Annotated in this window: 13 protein-coding genes and 2 pseudogenes; 5 read left to right on the top strand and 10 right to left on the bottom strand. The window is 34.6% G+C overall.

Going from position 1 to position 19942, the window contains the following annotated elements:
* Window positions 1–8 precede the first annotated feature (8 nt).
* Entirely contained in the window at window positions 9–950 is a 942-nt protein-coding gene (locus AC1Q6O_RS16670) for an alpha/beta fold hydrolase (protein ID WP_492401772.1), read from the bottom strand.
* Window positions 951–1237: 287 nt separating this feature from the next.
* Window positions 1238–1387: a hypothetical protein gene (locus AC1Q6O_RS16665; RefSeq protein ID WP_025116598.1), complete on the bottom strand. Its 150-nt coding sequence runs from the start codon at window positions 1385–1387 to the stop codon at window positions 1238–1240.
* A 365-nt stretch (window positions 1388–1752) separates the two neighbouring features.
* Between AC1Q6O_RS16665 and AC1Q6O_RS16660 the strand changes: the two genes are divergently transcribed.
* Together AC1Q6O_RS16660 and AC1Q6O_RS16655 are read left to right on the top strand one after the other, a co-directional pair.
* Window positions 1753–3501 (top strand): methyl-accepting chemotaxis protein, encoded by a 1749-nt coding sequence (locus AC1Q6O_RS16660; RefSeq protein ID WP_089986208.1) that lies wholly within the window; start codon window positions 1753–1755, stop codon window positions 3499–3501.
* A gap of 729 nt (window positions 3502–4230) precedes the next feature.
* Window positions 4231–4809, top strand: coding sequence for a hypothetical protein (locus AC1Q6O_RS16655; RefSeq protein WP_492401769.1), 579 nt, complete (start codon window positions 4231–4233; stop codon window positions 4807–4809).
* Window positions 4810–5548: 739 nt separating this feature from the next.
* Here AC1Q6O_RS16655 and AC1Q6O_RS16650 read toward each other — a convergent pair.
* From AC1Q6O_RS16650 to AC1Q6O_RS16630, 5 genes and pseudogenes are all read right to left on the bottom strand, one after another.
* On the bottom strand, window positions 5549–8632 hold the full coding sequence (locus tag AC1Q6O_RS16650; protein WP_492401767.1) for a type I restriction endonuclease subunit R: 3084 nt from the start codon (window positions 8630–8632) through the stop codon (window positions 5549–5551).
* A 15-nt stretch (window positions 8633–8647) separates the two neighbouring features.
* On the bottom strand, window positions 8648–9907 hold the full coding sequence (locus tag AC1Q6O_RS16645) for a restriction endonuclease subunit S (protein WP_480206997.1): 1260 nt from the start codon (window positions 9905–9907) through the stop codon (window positions 8648–8650).
* Window positions 9904–12468 (bottom strand): type I restriction-modification system subunit M, encoded by a 2565-nt coding sequence (locus AC1Q6O_RS16640; protein WP_492401764.1) that lies wholly within the window; start codon window positions 12466–12468, stop codon window positions 9904–9906. The genes AC1Q6O_RS16645 and AC1Q6O_RS16640 overlap by 4 nt, the downstream gene beginning before the upstream one ends.
* Before the next feature lie 109 nt (window positions 12469–12577).
* Window positions 12578–13090, bottom strand: a complete 513-nt coding sequence (locus AC1Q6O_RS16635; RefSeq protein ID WP_492401762.1) for a restriction endonuclease subunit S — start codon at window positions 13088–13090, stop codon at window positions 12578–12580.
* A 337-nt stretch (window positions 13091–13427) separates the two neighbouring features.
* Window positions 13428–13988 (bottom strand): annotated as a pseudogene (locus AC1Q6O_RS16630) (IS110 family transposase); the annotation flags it as partial.
* A 236-nt stretch (window positions 13989–14224) separates the two neighbouring features.
* Between AC1Q6O_RS16630 and AC1Q6O_RS16625 the strand changes: the two are divergent.
* Window positions 14225–15798, top strand: a protein-coding gene (locus tag AC1Q6O_RS16625; RefSeq protein WP_492401760.1) for an IS3 family transposase whose coding sequence is annotated in 2 segments (ribosomal slippage) — window positions 14225–14867 and window positions 14867–15798 — 1575 coding nt in all. Because the reading frame shifts where the segments join, the coding sequence is not laid out codon by codon here.
* Between the two features lie 72 nt (window positions 15799–15870).
* On the opposite strand, the pseudogene AC1Q6O_RS16620 reads toward AC1Q6O_RS16625, so the two are convergent.
* Window positions 15871–16161, bottom strand: a pseudogene (locus AC1Q6O_RS16620) (transposase); the annotation flags it as partial.
* A gap of 44 nt (window positions 16162–16205) precedes the next feature.
* On the opposite strand from AC1Q6O_RS16620, the gene AC1Q6O_RS16615 reads away from it, so the two are divergent.
* Window positions 16206–16370, top strand: a complete 165-nt coding sequence (locus tag AC1Q6O_RS16615; protein WP_492401758.1) for a tyrosine-type recombinase/integrase — start codon at window positions 16206–16208, stop codon at window positions 16368–16370.
* Window positions 16367–17182 (top strand): tyrosine-type recombinase/integrase, encoded by an 816-nt coding sequence (locus AC1Q6O_RS16610; protein WP_492401756.1) that lies wholly within the window; start codon window positions 16367–16369, stop codon window positions 17180–17182. The genes AC1Q6O_RS16615 and AC1Q6O_RS16610 overlap by 4 nt, the downstream gene beginning before the upstream one ends.
* 702 nt (window positions 17183–17884) lie before the next feature.
* Here the strand turns inward: AC1Q6O_RS16610 and AC1Q6O_RS16605 are convergent.
* Both AC1Q6O_RS16605 and AC1Q6O_RS16600 read right to left on the bottom strand, forming a co-directional pair.
* Complete coding sequence (locus AC1Q6O_RS16605; RefSeq protein ID WP_492401754.1) at window positions 17885–18046, bottom strand: hypothetical protein; 162 nt, start codon at window positions 18044–18046, stop codon at window positions 17885–17887.
* A 328-nt stretch (window positions 18047–18374) separates the two neighbouring features.
* Window positions 18375–19937 (bottom strand): DUF2357 domain-containing protein, encoded by a 1563-nt coding sequence (locus tag AC1Q6O_RS16600; RefSeq protein WP_492401753.1) that lies wholly within the window; start codon window positions 19935–19937, stop codon window positions 18375–18377.
* Window positions 19938–19942 lie beyond the last annotated feature (5 nt).

The raw sequence follows: 19942 nt of genomic DNA, 5'->3' as shown, positions 1-19942 counted from the left end.
CTCACCATTCATCTGACCTCTTTCATAAATTCTCTTAATCCTTCAACGATTTCTTTTGCTTTAGTCCGATATAAATAATGATCCCCGTCAAATGTCACCACTTGCCCATAGACAGAATCTTTTATTTGCTTATGATGTTCAGGTACCCACCTGTCAGTGACTGGATGATCCGCTTGGATAAAGAAAATAACAGGTAGATTTTTAGGGAATGACAAACTTTCAGCTGCTTTAAAATTTTCATACATCATTTCAGCTTCATTTAACTGAGTGGAATTATACATGTTTTTATTCTTAAGCACTCTCAACTGTTCCTTTGTTTTTTCATCATACGATAGTTCGGCGTATGGGTCATCACCCAGCTTCACCTGCAATCGAGCTAAACCCGATTGTTTAAGAAACTTTATAGTTCTAATGATGGAAGAACCAATCTTTTTCTCGCTGATTGATGGAACACTGCTATCAAGCCCAACAAATGCACTCACTTCATTTGGATAGGTATTCACATAATCCAGTCCATAAAGACCCGAAATCGAGTGGCCCATTACAATATACTGTTCAATATGAAGCTGCTGTAATGCTTCATGCACTTCATTAACTATATTTTTGGTACTCCGTTCCTTCTCGGTTGAATCACTTAATCCATAACCAAAGGGCTCCACGACAACAACTTTGTAAAATGGAGATAGTTCATCTACTAAAGGTTGAAAATCAAGTCCTGGTGCCGCCGTTCCATAACCAGGTAAAAGCACGACCGTTTCCTCGCCCTCGCCCTGAATGAAAACATTCATATTTTTCCCATCTACTGTTACAGACTGACCATATGATTCTATTTTTCCTTGCTCCATTTTGTTGCAGACAATATTAACTACGAACACAATCAATAAAAAGAGTACTAGCGCTATCACTAAACCCGCTATGATTTTACCTATAATAGTTATCGTTTTTTTCATTCTATTTGCACGAGATTATAACTGCCAGTGCAGACCGCTTTAATAGCTCGTGCCACTCCTCCCTTTCATCATTAACTTCTTATCCGGCCACTTCAGCAAACCGTTTAGGATAGCTTACAAAATGAAGATGTCCTCCCTATGACAACAATATGAACGGAGTATGAACAAATTAAAAATGCTAGGGCGTGTGAAATCAATTAACGAGGAATAGATACCTGAAAAATAAACTCTACGATTAATTGAAAAAAACATAGGGAGATTTTAACCTCCCTATGTTTTCATTCATATTATTGATCTGCTTGTTCTTGCTTCTTTTTCAAATACTCTGCTCGTATTTTCTCAAGTTGCTGCTTTTTATCAAATTGCGCAGGCTTGTGTTTCTCATGATACTTCGCCACAGCCGCCTTACCTTTAGTATCCAATTGATATTTCCCCACTTTGGTTCACCTACTTTTTTTCTGTCTTTCAAAAGAAACTATTCAACAAATATAATATACCTTATTTTGCTGATGTATACATTTTTACTTTATTGGTGTGCCACCTAACCATGTATATATCACCTTCATTTGCTATAGCAATTGTATCCCCATCAAACAGATGAGATTCCAAAATCTTAAATATTATGAAAGGTGTTGGTTAAAAAATCACATCATTTTCACACTAAAATGTCAATCTATAATAGATTGATGAATGAATAGACGTTTGCAGGGCAATTAGCCTCTTATAAAAAATAATTTCGATACCATTGAATTATGAAGATTACTGTCGAAATATACCTATATATAGTTGCGGGAGGAAGCAAATGATGAAGAAAAATTTACGGTTACGAAGCATCTCAGGGAAGTTAATGCTACTAATCACAATTATTATACTTGTAACAGTTGTGATTATCGGCTCAACAAGCTATTTTGTTGCTAAAGATCAGCTCTTAGAATCAGGTCAACGAGAACTCCAAAGCATTGTCAAAGGGGCCTATACTTCAATAGAATTGATTAATGAAGAAGTGGAAAGTGGCAAAATAACGCTAGAAGAAGGAAAAGAACAAGCGAGAATTATTCTAAATGGACCCGTAAATGAAATTGGAGAGTACGATTATCAAAAATCCAATTTTACTTACAAAGAAAATGGATATATATTAGCTTTTGACGAGGATTTAGTGTTACAACTCCATCCTTCTAAAATAGGTGGAGCTCCTGCCGATGACCTTAACAGAAGTAATCGCGAAATGATCATTGCAGGCGGCAAGTCTAAAAATGAATCAGATCGCTATGTCGTTTACTCTGATAAACAGCCAGATGGTTCTTTTAAAGATAAAACAGCCTATACTGAATATTTTGAGCCTTGGGGTTGGACTATTGGAATTGCTGTCTTTCAAGATGAATTTTATGAAGGGTTAAACATTTTACAATATATTATTTTTGGTGCAACAGTCGTACTTATTATTTTAAGCTCACTGGTGTTTTATTTAGGTATTCGGAAGAAATTAAATACTTTACAAGAAGTAGCTGAAGCCGCAACAAAAATTTCTAATGGTCATATAATGGTTACCCATCTACCTGAATCAAATGACGAAATTGGACAACTTGCGACCGCTTTTAATAAAATGTCACAGCAATTACGCACACTCGTTGAAAAGACTAAAAATACAAGTGAACATTTATTGGATTCAGCAACTAACTTATCAGCCGTTTCAGAAGAAACATCTGCTAGTAGTGACGAAGTTGGTAGAGCAATTACTGAAATTGCTACGGGTACACAGGAACAAGCCAATGATTTGGACAACATAAACCAAACAGTAGAGCTATTATCAAATTCTATAGAAACCACGGAAAAACAAAGTAAAGTTATGTACGACATTACAAAACATGCAGAAAAAATATCATCCGAGGGAATTGAAATAGTACAACAATTACAACAGTCCAATACTATTTCACTAGCAGCCTCACAAGAAGTCAGTGATGAAATTAAAAAATTAAATGATCAAATAAATCAAATCACACAGGTGATGGAAACCATTGAAACAATCGCAGAGCAGACCAATCTACTAGCTTTAAATGCGAGTATTGAAGCTGCAAGAGCAGGTGAGTATGGTAGAGGATTCTCAGTGGTTGCCGATGAAATAAGAAAACTAGCAGAACAATCGAAAATGGCCACCCACCAAGTACAAGGCGTGGTTTCATCCATTGTTTCAGAAACGACTAAAACAGTTGAAACTGTAGAAGGAACAATGGAAACTGCTAAAAAGTTAAATGATGATGTAGTACTAACACAAAGTAAATTCAATCAGATGTCTGCTTCTGTAAAACAAATTGTAGAATCCATATTAGCCGTTAATAAAGAAATGGACGTGATGACATCTTATAATAAGTTGATGAGTGAAGGAATCGAAAGTGCATCCAGCGTATCAGAACAGACAGCCGCTTCCGTACAGGAAATTGCTTCTTCCATCGATGAGCACATTAAAGCAATTACTGATGTTGCTCATGCTGCTGAAAAACTAACGGAATTAAATCGTGAATTAAATTCTTTAATGGAGCGATATACAATATAAAAGCTAGCAAGCATTTGCGCTATTGCCCTTGATGATTAGCATTAATTAAAAAAAGAGAGAAAGACAACTTAACGTCTTTCCCTCTAGGGCATGAAGATATTTAAAGTGGAGTTGAAATACCATATATGAATAACTCTTAAATAGGATAGTTAATACATTCTTTAAGCAAAGAAAAGATATAAGTAGGAGAGATCTTGATCAAAAATCAGATATTTCTCAAGCATCTATTTCACGATAGAAAGCGGCATTCTGGAAGTGAATTTTACACTGTTAGCAATTTACACTAACGCATTTTCATACTCTTTTATCATCCCTCTAATATTTCAACATCATCTTGTATCATACTTAATAAGTTCCGCTAATTATGTATTTGCAATTTCCATCAATAGCCTTTCAAAGTACCCTCTATTTTTATTAATTACTTTAAATTTCCCATCTCTCGAATATACAAAAGTAGATTCCATTAAGTTGATTAGGACTTAATCTTTATCATGTATAACATTCCAAATGGTTGTAGTTTAAATCTATTTACTTATCAACAAAATCTAATTTGCCTTCAAACTATTTACATAATATGATAAGTATGGAAGGTATTTCTCTTACACTATGCTTCTATAAGCAATGCATTATAGAATTGTCAGTTGCACTTATAATGACAGCGACGATGTGTGCTGGAGGAGAAAACAAATCTTGGTTATATTTTAACGCATAATTCGGAGGTTATTGACAATGGAAAAGAATAACGTTTACAAAGTAATAATTGCAATTTTAACATCTATTATAGTGATGGGTATTATAGTTATAAGTTATCTCGTATCAAACGATAGTTATCTTACAAAGACCAAACAAAAAAGTTTGAGCGCTGAAGGTGAAAATGCAGAGGTTGTAGAAACCGACGAGGTAGAAGCAGTTGAGGTGATCCACAAGCCCGATACTGATAAATCCTGTCTGTCACCTGAAAACGCAATAGCTTTAGACGAAATGTATTCAAATTACCTAGCTTTTAAACGTGTAGCGCTTAATGAAGATGGATTACTAAATTTCGATAATGCAATTGGCGCTTACAACGGCATCACACAGAACTTAGCTACATCGGTCCTTATGGCCCATACAACGGCTTATGACAAAGAAGTATACAAAGTGGTAAACGAATGGGCTGAGGATGCTTCTAACGTCTCAGATGACATGCTAGGATTCATTCAGGGTACGGTGGAGGTGAATGACTATAATTTAAATATCTTCAAAGCTTCGTTTGATGATCTGGATAACTTCTACGGAAATAAACAGAAGTGGGAGAATTGTCAATGATTCTGTAGGACATGGAGAGAGTAATTCTAAAGATTATTTGCCAGGATGGGAGGACGGAGAATCCCCCCGTTTACTGTGAAAAAGTATGGTAACGCAGTAGCGGTATTGTAGGAAAGTAGCATGCTAACATCTTAGATCCACACTGGCAAACACAAGAGATACTTATTCTTTCAGCCGTTTCAACCATAACGTGCATAATCATATTTGTTAATGTCCATTACATACTTTTGAAATTTGATTAACTCAGCACAATTAATCATAGTTTCTTCTGATCGATTCCTTTAAGAAAACAATTAACAATAGCTTCATTCACTATCGGAAGGTCATTGTCTAGTGGATGAAGCTTTTTCACATATGCACCTTTAGCTGACATGTCTTAGACAGCCTTAAACATTTAAAGTCATTAATACCCTACAACAGAAAAAGAAGCCGTTCTCGACATGGAAAACGACTTCAAGCCTGCTCAATTTATTGAATTTGATGCTAAAGAAAAGTGAATGGTTACCGCAATTATTATCACTCTTTTCAAAAGCCTTGATACACCTGTATTTTGAGCAACTAGATGGAGACGGCGGGGGTTGGAAGGTAATTTTCCAGAACCCCGTCACATCAAGGTTTGCGGTGCGTTTTTTGTGATAAAAATGCGCGTGGCAACTTTTTAAAATGAATGTGCTTGTGGGGCGATTATTACTTCAAAATTTTATATAGTTTCTCTGTTGTACTCATTATCAGTATTACTTTAATTATATTTTTGACGAACTTCAGCAATCCATTCCGGAAGTTTTTTAGATAGCGATATATTATGTTTTAACATATTACCCGCTGTTTTATTTGTCGCTTTTCCAAAATCTACACTACGGGTAATATCTTCTCTGTATGGAATCACATCTGGCTGTGAAATAGAATACGAACGTACGGATTTTAATAATAATTCGTTATTTACTCCCCATTCACTAGCGAATATATCTACCTCTTTTTGTAGCTTATCATCTTTCCAAATTTCAAACGCCTCATCAAAATTTAAATTCCCACTTAAATGTCCGGAAACGAGTTCCATATCAACGAATTCTTTCAATAATTTAGCTTGTTCAAATTCACCCATATTACTTAATTCTTGAATTTGTTCATAAATTATACGGAGTGTTTCACTATCAACCGTTTGTACACCATTCGATGAAGTAACTTTTGAACCAATTAAACTAAGAATATGATTCGCATCAATTACTTGTGTTCCCGCTAACTTAGTTTTTCCAACAAGCGTATTAATTGGTGTTGGTGGAGATGGCGTTCCTGGCTTCCAAGTTAAGTTTTTATACGCGCCGACATACTTTAACCAAGTATGTTCATCGATTCCAAAAGCTAAATCATCCCATTTAAATTCATAATATTGTTCTACCAAATTTAGCTGTTCAGCAGTGTCTTTAAAGGCAAGAAGAAATTCCTCTTTTTTTTCTTCATCCAATTCAAGTGTCTGCCATTCCGTAGGATTTGGTAAAGTAGGAATCATCTCTGCAACTTTTAAAGCCAATTTATTTACAGCAGTTTCATAAGTATCAACAATCGCCTTGCTACTCTTACCGCCACTTCCATACAGCTTCAATGCGACTGTTACTAATTCCTCAGTTATTCGAGGATATTGGAAATTGATAATTGTCCCGAATTCTTTATTTGAACCAAATATACGATTAGTTCGTGAATAAGCTTGAATTAAATCTTGAAGTTTAAGCGACCTATCAACATATAATGTATTTAAACGCTTAGAATCATACCCTGTCAGTAATTGATTTGCTACAATCACAAGGTCTATATTTTTAGGATTTCGTTCGCTACCACCTCTCGTAGCACGTTCCACTATATCTTCAAAGTAAGCATTTTCACCATTTTTTTTATCCCCTGCAATGAATTTTATGCCCGTAAATTTAGCGTAATCTGTAAACATGCTCTTCACAATCTCCGGATCAAGCGGTGTAGTATCATTTTCGTTCCCAAAACTAAATGTCATTACCACATTTAAGTTTTTTTTACGTTCGGCTAATTGTTTTTTAAATTCATTGTAATAAGCAATGACACGAGGTTTATAGGCAACTGTCAAAATAGCATTAAACTCTCTATTTTGTGATTGTGAATCCCAATTATTCAAAATTTCTTCTACTACACGTGGGATATGTGTTTCGTCTTGATAGATTAGTAACCCACGTTTTTTAGCTTCACTTTCGACTTCAAATTCGGACATTTCTTGTACTTCACGTTCAATTTCTCTATCGGTTAAATGAGGTTTTTCGGCCTTTATATCTTCTGCTATTTGCTCTCTTAAATCTTCATAGCTTTTGAATTCCCCTGTATTGATATAATCAACATGGAAACCTAATACGTTTTTATCAGCAATTGCTTCATCGATAGTATATTTGTGTAATTCTGGTCCGAATAACTTTTCAGTTGTATTAATGACTTCACTTTTTTCATTTATTTTCCCTTTAATCTTATTTTCATCAAATAAAGGTGTACCTGTGAAGCCAAAGAAAATTCCATTTTTCTTGAAATAACGCTTAATAGTTCCCATCATCTGTCCCATTGTCGTACGATGGGCTTCATCGATGATAAAAATAAATTTCTTTTCTGATAAACTAGCATCACTTGCGTCTTCTAATTCTTTAACTAAGGTATTTAATTTGAACGTAGTTGTTACCACAATACCTTTTTTTGCAGATTTGAGTATCTTTTTTAGTTGATATGTGTGCTTTGTATCATCAACAGAAACAGGTTCATATGCAGCGTAGGCTTTAAAATTTTCACTAGTACGATTGTCGAGTTCACGTCTATCTACAAGGAAGATTACTTTATCAAAACCGGCTCTTGTAGATAAAAATAATGCGGTTTTGAAACTCGTAATCGTTTTGCCCGAACCCGTAGTATGCCAAACATAACCACCATGCGGTAATTTCTCTTTATTATCCCAACCAAATGCAGCACCTTCTACTGCCTGTAAAGCGTGAACTTGATATGGGCGCATTAACATATGTCGTCTATTTTCTTCATCACGGGCTTCATCAATAACTAAATAATCTCCAACCATTTGATGTGCCATTGGAATCATTAAGAATTGTCCAATCACTTTTTCCCAATCATTGACGACGTGATTTTCTTTATCAGACCAATGGAAAATAAAACTCGGATTAAAATCGTTAATAGATTTAGGTGTTGCAAAATATCGAGTAGCAATTTCAGATGTCATTACCATCATCTGCGAAAAAGCCATGAAGTTATTAGTATATACACCATCACGATAATAACGCATGAATTGTCCGAACGCTTCATCTAATGTTTTATCTGTGCGTTTTTGCTCGATGTTGATTAAAGGTAAACCATTAATCAACAGGACTATATCAAATCGGTTGTTATTCGGTGTTTGCACTTCTCGTGCAATTCGATAACTAGAATCCCCACCTCGTACCGCAGCCTTTTTAAAAATCGTCAACGTGATCTGTTTTCTTGTTATATCCGGATGATCGTCACGATAAATACCATCAATCTTTCCTGTGGATTCTTCGATAGCTAAAATCTTTGCAGCTTCATAGCTATTGTTAATTTGATTAACTTTCGCCATGACTTGTTTAAATTCGTTATCCGTCAATTCCACTCCTTCCAACATATCTGCGTTCATACGGTTTAATTCACTGCGCCAATGATTTATTAAATCATTAACAGTCACTTTTTGCTTATTACCATCTAAAAAATCGGGTGCTTTCCATTTATACTTTTCTAATTCTTTTACAAATTTCTCTTGAAAAATTTTTTCGGAAGCGTTTTTCGGTGCATTACTCATGACATAAACCCCCTTTTAAATAAACATTTCATTCAAATAGGCTTTTTTCAAATTTTGCAGTTTTTCTAACTTACTTTGATGGAGATCGATGATATGTTCAATTTTATTAAAAAAAGTACCTATTTTCTCTTGTTCTTCTATTGACGGGATGCTGACCAAACAATCTAATATTTTTTGTGGCGAAGAATGCTTTACAGTTGTTCCTGAAGCTGTTGAAATAATTTGTTTTCGATATTGTTCAGTACATAATAAATAAAACAAGAAATTTGTATTTCCGTCATAATTAATTAATTTTCCAATACGTTGATTATGAAGATATACATTGCCGTCATTCGGTACAAATGCTGGTGAACCAAGCGTTTGAGCTGTTGGTGTCAAATCAGTCATTGTTACAAAGATATCTCCTGATTGCATAATAAAGTTGTGTGGAAAAACTCCTGCCACGTCATAATAATGTCCCTTACCATATTGAAAACCACCTCCAATATTAACATTACCAGGTGTCAGAACAATTTCTTTAGTTGGGCTATTACTAAAATATTTACTTTTAAAAGCATAACCATTTCTTAATTCAAGTAGCTCCCCCAATTTATACTGTTTCCAATCTTGCGTAAATCCTGCAATCCTCCGTTTCGGCTCAGTCTCGCCTTCAACGGGAAATAGTTCAGACAGATAAGCAGATTTTAAGGAATTTGCCTTTTCCAACTTACGCTGTTGAAGATTGATAAGACTGTCTAGTTTTGCAAAGAACTCTCCTGTTTTTTTTTGCTCATCTACACTCGGTAACATAATCTCATGATTTTTTACTAATTCCGAATTCAAATTAACTTGACTACCTGGCTGTCCATATTGATACCATTTAGGCCGGAACATCTCTAAGTATTGAAACATGAATTCACGATCAAACTTCGGATTTTGAAAGATTAAAAATCCATCGTGTACACCTGTCTTAACATAGTTCACAACAGGCTTTCCAACTGTTGCAGCAATACTCAATAATAAATGTGGTTCAGTTAATACACGAGTTTTATCTTGACCTGCCTTTGATATACGTTGTTCAAGATAATGAATTCGTCCATCTTGTTCAGTCACATCCGCAATTCGTAACCACCCAACTTCTGATTTATCATCAAACCATTTCGGATCTTGAATAGGGCGAGGACTTGCACCACGTACAATATCTGTTAATCCCCCAAGTTTTGATTGCCCCCAAGATTGATTGTTTTGAAATTCTTTAAATCGTCTTTTAGGTACTAATTTCTTTTCTTCCGTCATGATTTCACCACCAATTCATTCATCATTGCTTCAAACGCTGATTCTAAATTGCGACTTTGTTCATCAATCACCGATAAAGTATCTGAATAACGGTCATGTAGCATTTTCAATGTATTTAACTCTTTTTTAAGTGGCATCTCTACCAAATTAACTATCATAGCTACTGTGTTACCAAACCATTTTTCGTACATTAAGCAATCAATTTCTTCATCTGTTAGAATTAAAATACGTTCTTGTACCGCTTCTTTAAGTGCTTTTTCCTCATTTTTTACAGCCTTATTAAGTGCTGATTTATTATCTAATAATTGACCGACTTTTTTTAATAGTTGATATTCTACGGTTTCTTTGCTTGCCGCTTTTAACTCTGCTTTTACAGCTTTACTCTCAAAAGCCTCTCCGACTTCGTTCAAAGTATCACCTAAAGCATTAGCTTCATCACTATCCTCTACCTTTGCAGCATCCACCAATTCGGACAATTCTGTTTCAATTTCTTGAATTTGTGTTTTCTTTGATTCAATTTCTTCTACTTCTTGACTAAATAAATGTTTCGTAATCAACTCATTTGGTACGATACTTCCTACCCAACCGTCTTGTTCTTCACGTTTTTTATTCCCTGTTCCTTTTGTAACCATATTCGGCTCACGAGTACGTCCCGCTGTATAGAAATCACTTAATTTAATAATTTCTGTATCGTGTGTCAGTGAATTTCTCCAAATTTCAGCTACAATTTGATAGCCGTCATATACATCAATAGAGTCAAATGTAGATAAAATCTCCTTAATTTCAACAAGCATTTTTTCCATCAACTGTGTTAAATTTGTTTGGTCGTCCACATTTCGTAAAGCATCCCAATATTTATCGATATAAGCGTTCGCTTTATCTTCCACTTTTTTTGATAGTTCAAGAATTCGTGCGTCATTTAAGACATCAACTGTTATTTCATTCACTGGTTTTATCAGTTCAACATAACCTTCACGGACATGTTTCAAAGATTGTTCTAAAATATCTGCCACCGTAGACTGTAAAATTTTTAAGTCAGTTATATTCTGTTGAGGAATACCTCCTAAAAGATGAGCATCTACATCTTGAGGAATTTCATCATCAATAGATTCAATATAACGAGGTAAATTCATATTGTATTGGTTTTCAAGTATTTCTTTGCGAGTAGCTAAGTGACTATAACCAGCTTCTTCTCTACGCTCTACATACGTATCCACGATTTTAGCAATATCTTTTTCTTGTAACACATTTTGCTTTCCTACTTTGATAAAGCCACTAGAAGCATCAATGAGTAGTACGGAATCATTAATTTGACGATTTTTCTTCAAAACAAGTATCGCCACAGGAATCCCAGTATTTGTGAATAGGTTACTTGGTAAGCCAATGATAGTATCAATGTAATTTTTCTCAAGTAAACGTTCGCGAATTTCACCTTCAGCTCCCCCACGGAATAGCACACCATGAGGCAATACGATAGCCATCGTTCCATTTGTACCTAAGTGGAATAATCCATGTAAAAGGAAAGCGAAATCTCCTTTAGAATCGGGTGGTAATATGCCCGCTGCTTCAAAACGAGGGTCACTTACTTTTAATTTTGATTTATTCCATTTTTTAGCAGAATAAGGGGGATTCATAACAACCGCATCAAATTGTACGCCTTCGTTTGGACGATCCGGATCTTCTGGCCAATCGTGTGAGAGTGTATCCCCATTTTTAATCGTCATTTTATCTGGACGTACACCATGAAGTAGCAAATTCATACGTGTTAAGTTATAGGTTGCTGTATTTTTTTCTTGACCATAATAATTTAAGTTTGCTTGAGCATCTTCGCTTAAATGTTTCTTAACTGTTAACAGCAACGAACCTGAACCAACAGTTGGGTCATAAATTGATTTAACTTCTGTTGTTTTTGCTACAATTTGTGCCATAACTTCACTAACTTGATGAGGTGTATAGAACTCACCCGCCTTTTTCCCCGACTCCATTGCAAACTGACCGATAAGGTATTCATAAGCATCACCAAGAATATCTCCTTTTTGTAATGCCACCATGTTTAAATCTGAAAATAGTAAAATAAGTGCTTTAATATTTTTACTACGTTCATTTAAGTTACTACCTAAAGCTGTATCTGTTAAATCCAACGTTGAACTTGAAAATAAGCCTTTAAAGTCATCTGCATCACCCGAAACGGCAATAGTACGCTCAAAATTATTCAAACTATCTGTTACTTTTTGAACTTCAAACTCACCCGAATCAATATCTCGTAACCACGTCTGATATAGATACGCAGGAGTTACATAGTAACCAAGTACGTCTTGAATCATTTTTTCTAATTCTTCTCCATACTCTTCTTGCGCTTTTTTATATTCATCAACTAATTCCGATTCCGTTAATTGCCCTAAGCCACTCGCCGTTCTAAATGTCTCTAAAGTTTTATCACTAAGAAACTTATAGAACATCAGCCCAAGCATATAATCTTTATAACGGCTTGCATCCATTGAACCGCGAAGTTCGTTTGCTCCGTCCCAAAGTCTTCTTTTTATTTCTTCTGATGTAATCATATAAACCTCCATGAATTTCCTATTTTAAAAGAAGTTAAATCCCTTAATATCTTTCATTAGGAACCCTTTTTTAAGAGGATTCCTAATATTTGATCTTAAATACTACCGTTTACATTTTAAACGCCGTAGTTAACCCTATTTTCTCATATAATTCGTAATAAATGGAACTATGTTTTTCCTTTGCCATTCGAATTGTATCTTCTAATTCATTATCAGCTTTTAAAAATTCAGCTCCTAGTGCTTGTTGTGTCTCTGTATTAACTTTCGGTAAAGGTATCGATTCGATATCTTTAACGCTTAATACCGCTACAGCTGTACCTTTTTGCTTAGAGCTAATATAATACGTGCCAATTGGGCTTTCTAAAAACGATTTAATGAAATATGAATTTACATTGTTATTAGGACGAATAACGATAAAGTTATGCGAAGCGATAAGCTTTTTATCTAACGTTGGAACGATCGCAATTTTAATTGCTGTGCCCCGGCTAGATAATAAAATATCTCCTTCTTCTACTTCGTACGCATTCACCTTATCTGATTCTAAATCAATTGCATTCAACTGTTGGAACTGAATTTTTCCATCTTGCACATCCGCTAAAATATCTTGGACAATAATATCCATTTAGATCTGAGTTACCTAATTTTAATCCAAAATCTCCACAGGACAATAATGCCCGTTCAACTAAACCATCTAATTTTAATAATTCTTTTACAACAGGAACTAATTTTGTCTTATACTTTTCAAAAGGATTTAATATTACAGCTAAGTTCCCCATAAATTGTGGTAAATCCTCTAATTCAAATAAAGCCTCTCTAACCCCTTCTTCTTCCAATAGTCCTGCTTTCTTTATTTCTTGCTCAATACTTTCTTTAGAAAAGCCCACTAGTTTTACATTCGATAGTAATGTTTGATAAGGATAAAAATTACTATCTATTATTATATCTATTGAGGATAGAATATTCGGCATAGTATCATAGAACTCTGGAAAATAGAGATCTATCCATCGGATAATTCGGTTATGAATGGTATTTAAATCTTCTTGCATTCTAGAACGGAATTTTGAACCAATTCGAAGTTCAGCTTCAATGCCTTCTAAAATGCGTGGATGACTAAATCGTCCATCACGCATTAATCTTGCAATAACAAGAGCATCTTTTTGATCATTTTTAGTTTGCAAGTTATCGTCCAATTCTTTGGTACGATTAACGTGCATCGGGTTAGCCATTACATATGGAATACCTCGTTGAGATAAAAATGCCGCAAGGTTCATCCAATAGTGCCCCGTTGGTTCAAATCCAATAAGGATTTCAGATTTTTGATGTGTTTCTAACAATACTAATAAATGTCCGTATAACCATTCGAAACCATCATGTGTTTGTGTAAAAGGAAATGATTTTTGAAGCACCCGCCCACGTTCATCGACTGCGCAAGCAAAGTGTTTTTTCTTAGCAATGTCGATTCCGATGACTAAAGTATTTTCTGTAACTTGATTAATTTTTTCATTCGTATTAAAATTCATTGGAATGAGTCCTCTCTGTAGATGTATGAGTCAATGTCCGTTGACACTCAAGCATCATACAAGAGGGCTTTTTTTATTTCAAGTCCCTGAAAATGTTTCTAACAGGAATGCTCCTATAACTTTGAGCATTCCGATAACTGTAATTAAATAATAGACCAATGTGGTTGTGTGATATGCTCCCTATTAGATAGACAGATGAAAAAATAAAATCTGTTTATCTAAGGGGAGTATTTTTTATGGGGCGAAGCAAACATCCACTCGAGTCGAAACTATATATCCTTCAATTGTTCGAAGAAGGTCACTATTCTATCAATGAATTGTGTGAAAGGTTTTCAATAGATCATCAAACTTTTCATAGATGGAAAATGAAATTTGAGGCAGGTGGACGTGAAGGATTACAAGAAGCTACTTCATGTAAGTTCTATTCAAAAGAGTTAAAATTAGCGGCTGTGGAGGACTACATTCAACGAAATTATTCACAGATGGAGGTGTTGGCGAAATACGAGATTAGCAGTACCTCCGTTTTAAAAAGCTGGGTAAAAAAGTATACTAGTCATAGTGAAATAAAAGATTCAGGTAAAGGAATGAGTCAAGCCATGACAGAAGGAAGAAAGACAACTTTTGAAGAACGTATTGAGATTGTCGAGTACTGTTTGAAGCACCAGAAAAATTATCAGTTGGCAGCGCACACCTATGGTGTTTCGTATCAACAGGTATATCAATGGACGAAGAAATTTGAAACGAACGGTGAAGAGGGATTACGTGATCGTCGTGGTCGCACAAAAGATGAAGTCGAATTAACCGTTGAGGAGAAATTGAAATTAGAGATTCAACGTATTGAACGTGAAAATGAACGTTTACGTGCAGAAAATTTATTTTTAAAAAAGTTAGAGGAAATCGAAAGGAGGCATCGTTAAGCCAAATACGTCTACAGCAACGCTATTTAGCGATTCAAGAATTACATCGAGAGGAAAAACTTTCGATTCTTTTACTATGTGAAATAGCTGATGTTTCGCGTGCGGCTTACTATAAGTGGCTAAGTCGCAAGCCTTCTAACAGAGAAGTTGAAAATGAAGCAATTTTAATGGACATTCATCTCCTTTACCAACAAGTAGATGGTATTTACGGCTATCGTCGTACAACGTTGACAATCAATCGTCAGCGAAAAGAAAATAATCAAACGATGGTTAACGAAAAGCGTATTTATCGTTTAATGCAGATTAGTGGATTGAAGTCTGTTATTCGTAGAAAGCGCAAGCCTTATCGTAAATCCCCAGCACATCATGTGGCGGAGAACGTATTAAATAGAGCATTTACATCGAAAAAGCCCAATGAAAAATGGTGTACAGATGTCACAGAGTTTAAGTATGGAAATGGGAAAAAAGCTTATTTAAGTGCAATTATCGATTTATATGATGGTTCAATTGTGAGTTATCAGTTCGGTCATTCGAATAATAATTCCCTTGTTTTCAAAACAATCAAATCAGCTATTCAATCATTACAATTAGGCGAACAGCCATTAATACATAGTGATCGAGGTTTTCAATATACATCAAAGGAATTTAAGCGAATTGTGGAAACAGCCAATATGACACAGAGTATGTCCCGTATTGGTCGATGTATTGATAACGGACCAATTGAATCATTTTGGGGCACATTGAAGTGTGAGAAATATTATTTACATAAGTACGATTCATATGAAGAGTTAAAACTAGCGATTGATGATTATATTCATTTTTATAATTACTATCGTTATCAGAAAAGATTAAGCGGCTTGAGTCCGTTAGAATTCAGGACTCAAGCCGCTTAATACATTTTTTACTATTTCCACTGTCTACTTGACGGGGTGCAGTTCAGTGACCCCTTAAAGTTAAAGTTTTATTTATGCAGCTATTTGGCTGGCTTGAGTTCGGTATTTTACCGGGCTCATGCCGGCTAATTTTTGTTTAATTCGATCGTTATTATAGTAATCAATATACTTCTCTATTTTCTTCTTTAACGCTTCATAGGAGATTAATTCTTCTCCGTAATACATTTCTTGTTTGAGTAAGCCAAAGAAGTTCTCCATGGCCGCATTGTCTGCAAAGGTTGCTTTACGAGACATGCTTTGGAAAATCTTGTTTCGCTTTAAAGTTATCACCCATAAATGATGTTGATAGTGCCAGCCCTGATCCAGAGCAAGCTTATATTTCAGCACCAACTATTCCTAATAAATCAATGACCTTTCAAGAGGTTTTTGATTTATGGAAAGAAGGCTACGAACTTAAAGTCGAGTCAACAACAGCTGATAAAACAATGGGGTATTTTAGAAATCACATTTTACCGGAGTTCGGAAAACGTCCCGTTGATTCAATCACATATTTGATTGTAAACAGTTCATGACAAAGCTCACAAAAAAGCTTAAATCGAGTCGTAAAATCCTTTTCTACTTCAGCCGTATTTTAAAAGAAGCGGTGCAGATGGATCTTATTCCGAAAAACCCGATGACTGGTATTGAGCTTCCTTCTGAAAAGAAGAATCAGTTTGAACATGAAAATGAGGTTTTTAAAGAGAACTATTACAATCGTGAGGAATTAACGGAATTTCTAGATTGTTGTAAGAAGGGTTTATCTAAATTGAAATACACTGCATTCCATTTACTAGCTCATAGTGGATTACGTAAAGGAGAGCTTTTTGCACTGACATGGGCTGATGTAAACTTTGAAGCGGCAGTGTTGAGGGTTAATAAGGCTGTGGGTTATTCTACGACTCGAGGTTTGCATATTAAGAACACAAAGACGTCAAAACCGCGAGTTGTTGATTTAGATGAAGAAACTCTTAAGTTGTTGAAAGAATGGGCTGAAATGCAGCGATTAGAGCTTTCTAAAGCGCGGCTTAAAGTTAAAGCTGAAAACAAACAGCTATTATTCTCGAATATCGATAATGAACTGATGCATCCCTCGAAAACGAGTAAGTGGATTCGTGATGTACAGAAGAAGAATAACCTTCGAGAAATTTCTACGCATGGGCTGCGCCATACGCATTGTTCATTATTATTTGAATCTGGCTTCTTTACACCCGCACAAGTAATGGAACGATTAGGGCATACCGATTTAGAAACAACGATGAAGATTTATACGCACGTAACTCGCCAATCACTCGCTAATAGTACGAATAACTATTTGAACTTTATTAAAAGTGATTCAGAAGAGTAAAAGTTGTCAAAAACCGTGACAACTTTTTGGCAACTTTTATACTGCGTATATGTAAGGTTATATGCGTGTATAAAATAAAAAACCCTTGATATACAAGGGTTTTAAACGTTCATTTGAGTCTATATGAGACTAAATGAAATCATATGTATGGAGACGGCGGGAGTCGAACCAATCGTCTCAGAATGTTATTATATCAAGGCTTGCGGGGGCATAGATTATATTTGACTACGTTTTTGACTACGAGTGCAAAAAAATACGTGGTAGGGGCAAGACTTTTTTAAGATTCTGAGTGATTACTTTTCTAAACCTTTATTAAGAGTTAAATTTTAACAACCTTTTACCATTAGTAAATAATTCATATTCAACGTTGAAAGCCTATACGAGCTCCGACAAAATGGGGATCGTAAGTTCGAACCCAGTCGAGACCTTCATTCAAAGTCCTTGAATATGTTTCAAATACTAATGCGTGCTCAAAGACGTGGTTTTATTCATTATGACATTAAGATATATAATTATCCAATAACTGTAAATAGGTATTCAAGTCATAAATATTATGAATAGTTAAATAGGTATCAATCCGATAGATACCTATTTAATTTTCTACAAGACCTTCACTTTTTTATTAATATAATTTCTGCAGTTACAGCGAGTTCATATAATTTCCACACTAAAAAAGGCATTCAATTACCTCTAACCCATCCATCATTCTTGTTCCCTCTTTTCTAATTTGCGCATATAAAGAAACGTACCCATTTCTGCAATAAACTCAACTTCCAAGGTATTTCCATCTGCTATGTCTTTTTCTAACAGTTCAGAGTCAGTTTCAGTGAGTTTGATTTCAATAATTTTAGTATTTTTTTTCATTTTATCCGTTGTTCCTTCTTTATACCACCTGTCTTACTCATCCATATTTGCATTATCACCTATTCCAAAACACAAAAAGATGACACAATGAAGCAAACCAAATTAAACTAAACTAGCTCAAAATAGAACTAATATAGTAAAAATATAATTTACTTTCATAGTTGTCACCTTCAAATTGTTTGAATAATTCGCAAGTTTTAGTTTTTACCATTATTATCAAGAAGGTTAAATTTATACTCATAAATAATTAAACTAGTAATGTACATAATTTTAATCACACTTTATTTTGAAATAGTTTTAGGGAATCTTGTATTCTCATACCAACTTATCATTCTTCAATATTAAAACATCTCTTTTTAAGAAACTTACCTAATACATCTAAATAATTACTCGGTAATAAAGGAATCGCCCCGACTCCATTATTACCTGTTCCATCTGGAAAAAATAACGGATCAGATTCATTTGGATTTGGGTATAAAATGCACGAAAACACTGAACCACTTATTGCATCCTTGTATGTATGCATTTTATAAATATCACCATTTTTAAATGTAAATGTGCTCGTTTCTTCTATATCATCTTCACTTGATTGATCCCAGGTAAGAGACTCAAGTTTAAACTTTGCATCAAAAATATATTTCTTATCTCCGATTTCTAATACAATATCTGGTCGCAATGTTAAGGAGTAAGAACCTTTGCCCTTATAAAAGGTTTTGTTATACCATATTTTAACATCTAACCCTTTATATTCATAAGAAACACATATACCTGAACCCAGTGTGGCTCGATATTCATCCGTCTTAATAACAAGTGATCTTTTTGGTGTCATATTAAATTTATACTCAAGGGTGTTGATCATTGCAATGAATGTCCAAATTTCATACAGCTGTGCCACATCTTTATTTTCAATAAGTCTTTTTAACTTTTCCTCTGGCAATTGGAATTCCAATGAGCATAGTAATCTGTTATAGAAATCATAAATTTCCTTATAGCCTTCTCTCTTTTGAAGGATCATTGAGTTATATGGAAGTTCAATCATTTCCCCTACCAAAGAAAAAAATTCATGTTGAATCCATTCTTCAAGTATTTCTTCCATATGGGTACATTGCTCAACTAACTCTGATCTATTAACCATATTTCTATTTTCATTAATAATTTTTAATTTGAATCTTTGTATAATATCCAGACATATTTGTAAAAAATATTTAATAAAACGATTCTCTGAAGTATCAAAATTTCTTATTACTTGATAATCTTCCACTACTCCAGGAATAGAGTAACTGCTTTTGTTATTATATATCTTTTTTGCTAAAGCGGTATTACTAATTGCGCTCGTTTCTTTTACTGGTAGCCAATTATGAGGACTAGTTAACATGCTATTAAAGGTACGTGTAGAGATATGCTTCACTTCCCAAATATGAACCTCCCTATATACTCGTTCCATTTTTTCAGCAGGGTTAGATACTATGTTTTCTAAACAAGTAGAAACATTATTTTCGATTTCAATTAAAAAGTGACGAGCCACTAGAAAGAGATGATACAGTATTGAAGGATCTTCCATTCCATGGTCTTGAAAATTTGTTAAAGTAGGCGTATTAAAATCAAATGGTAGTTGAGCCATTTTATCAACTATGTCTGCCATCATAAGTTGATAATTTTTTCGGGAGATTTTTTTACTGCTCACCTTAACCTGCTTACCAAGGAAATTACATTCCCCTACAAAATTTCTAAAGTTTAATATCCCTACATTGCTACTCACTTCTTTAAAAATTGAAGGATACTGCTGGCTAGCTTTAATTACTATCTCTTGACTTGAAAATTCAATCGCATAGTCTTTTAATGACTGCATTACTTGTCCATTCTTTATATCTTCAAATTTTAATTTCTCCATAGCCA

This window comes from Lysinibacillus sp. GW823-FHT06C08, from assembly GCF_058795135.1.
Note: the sequence above shows the minus strand (reverse complement) of the source record. Positions and strands in the feature narration are given on the sequence as shown.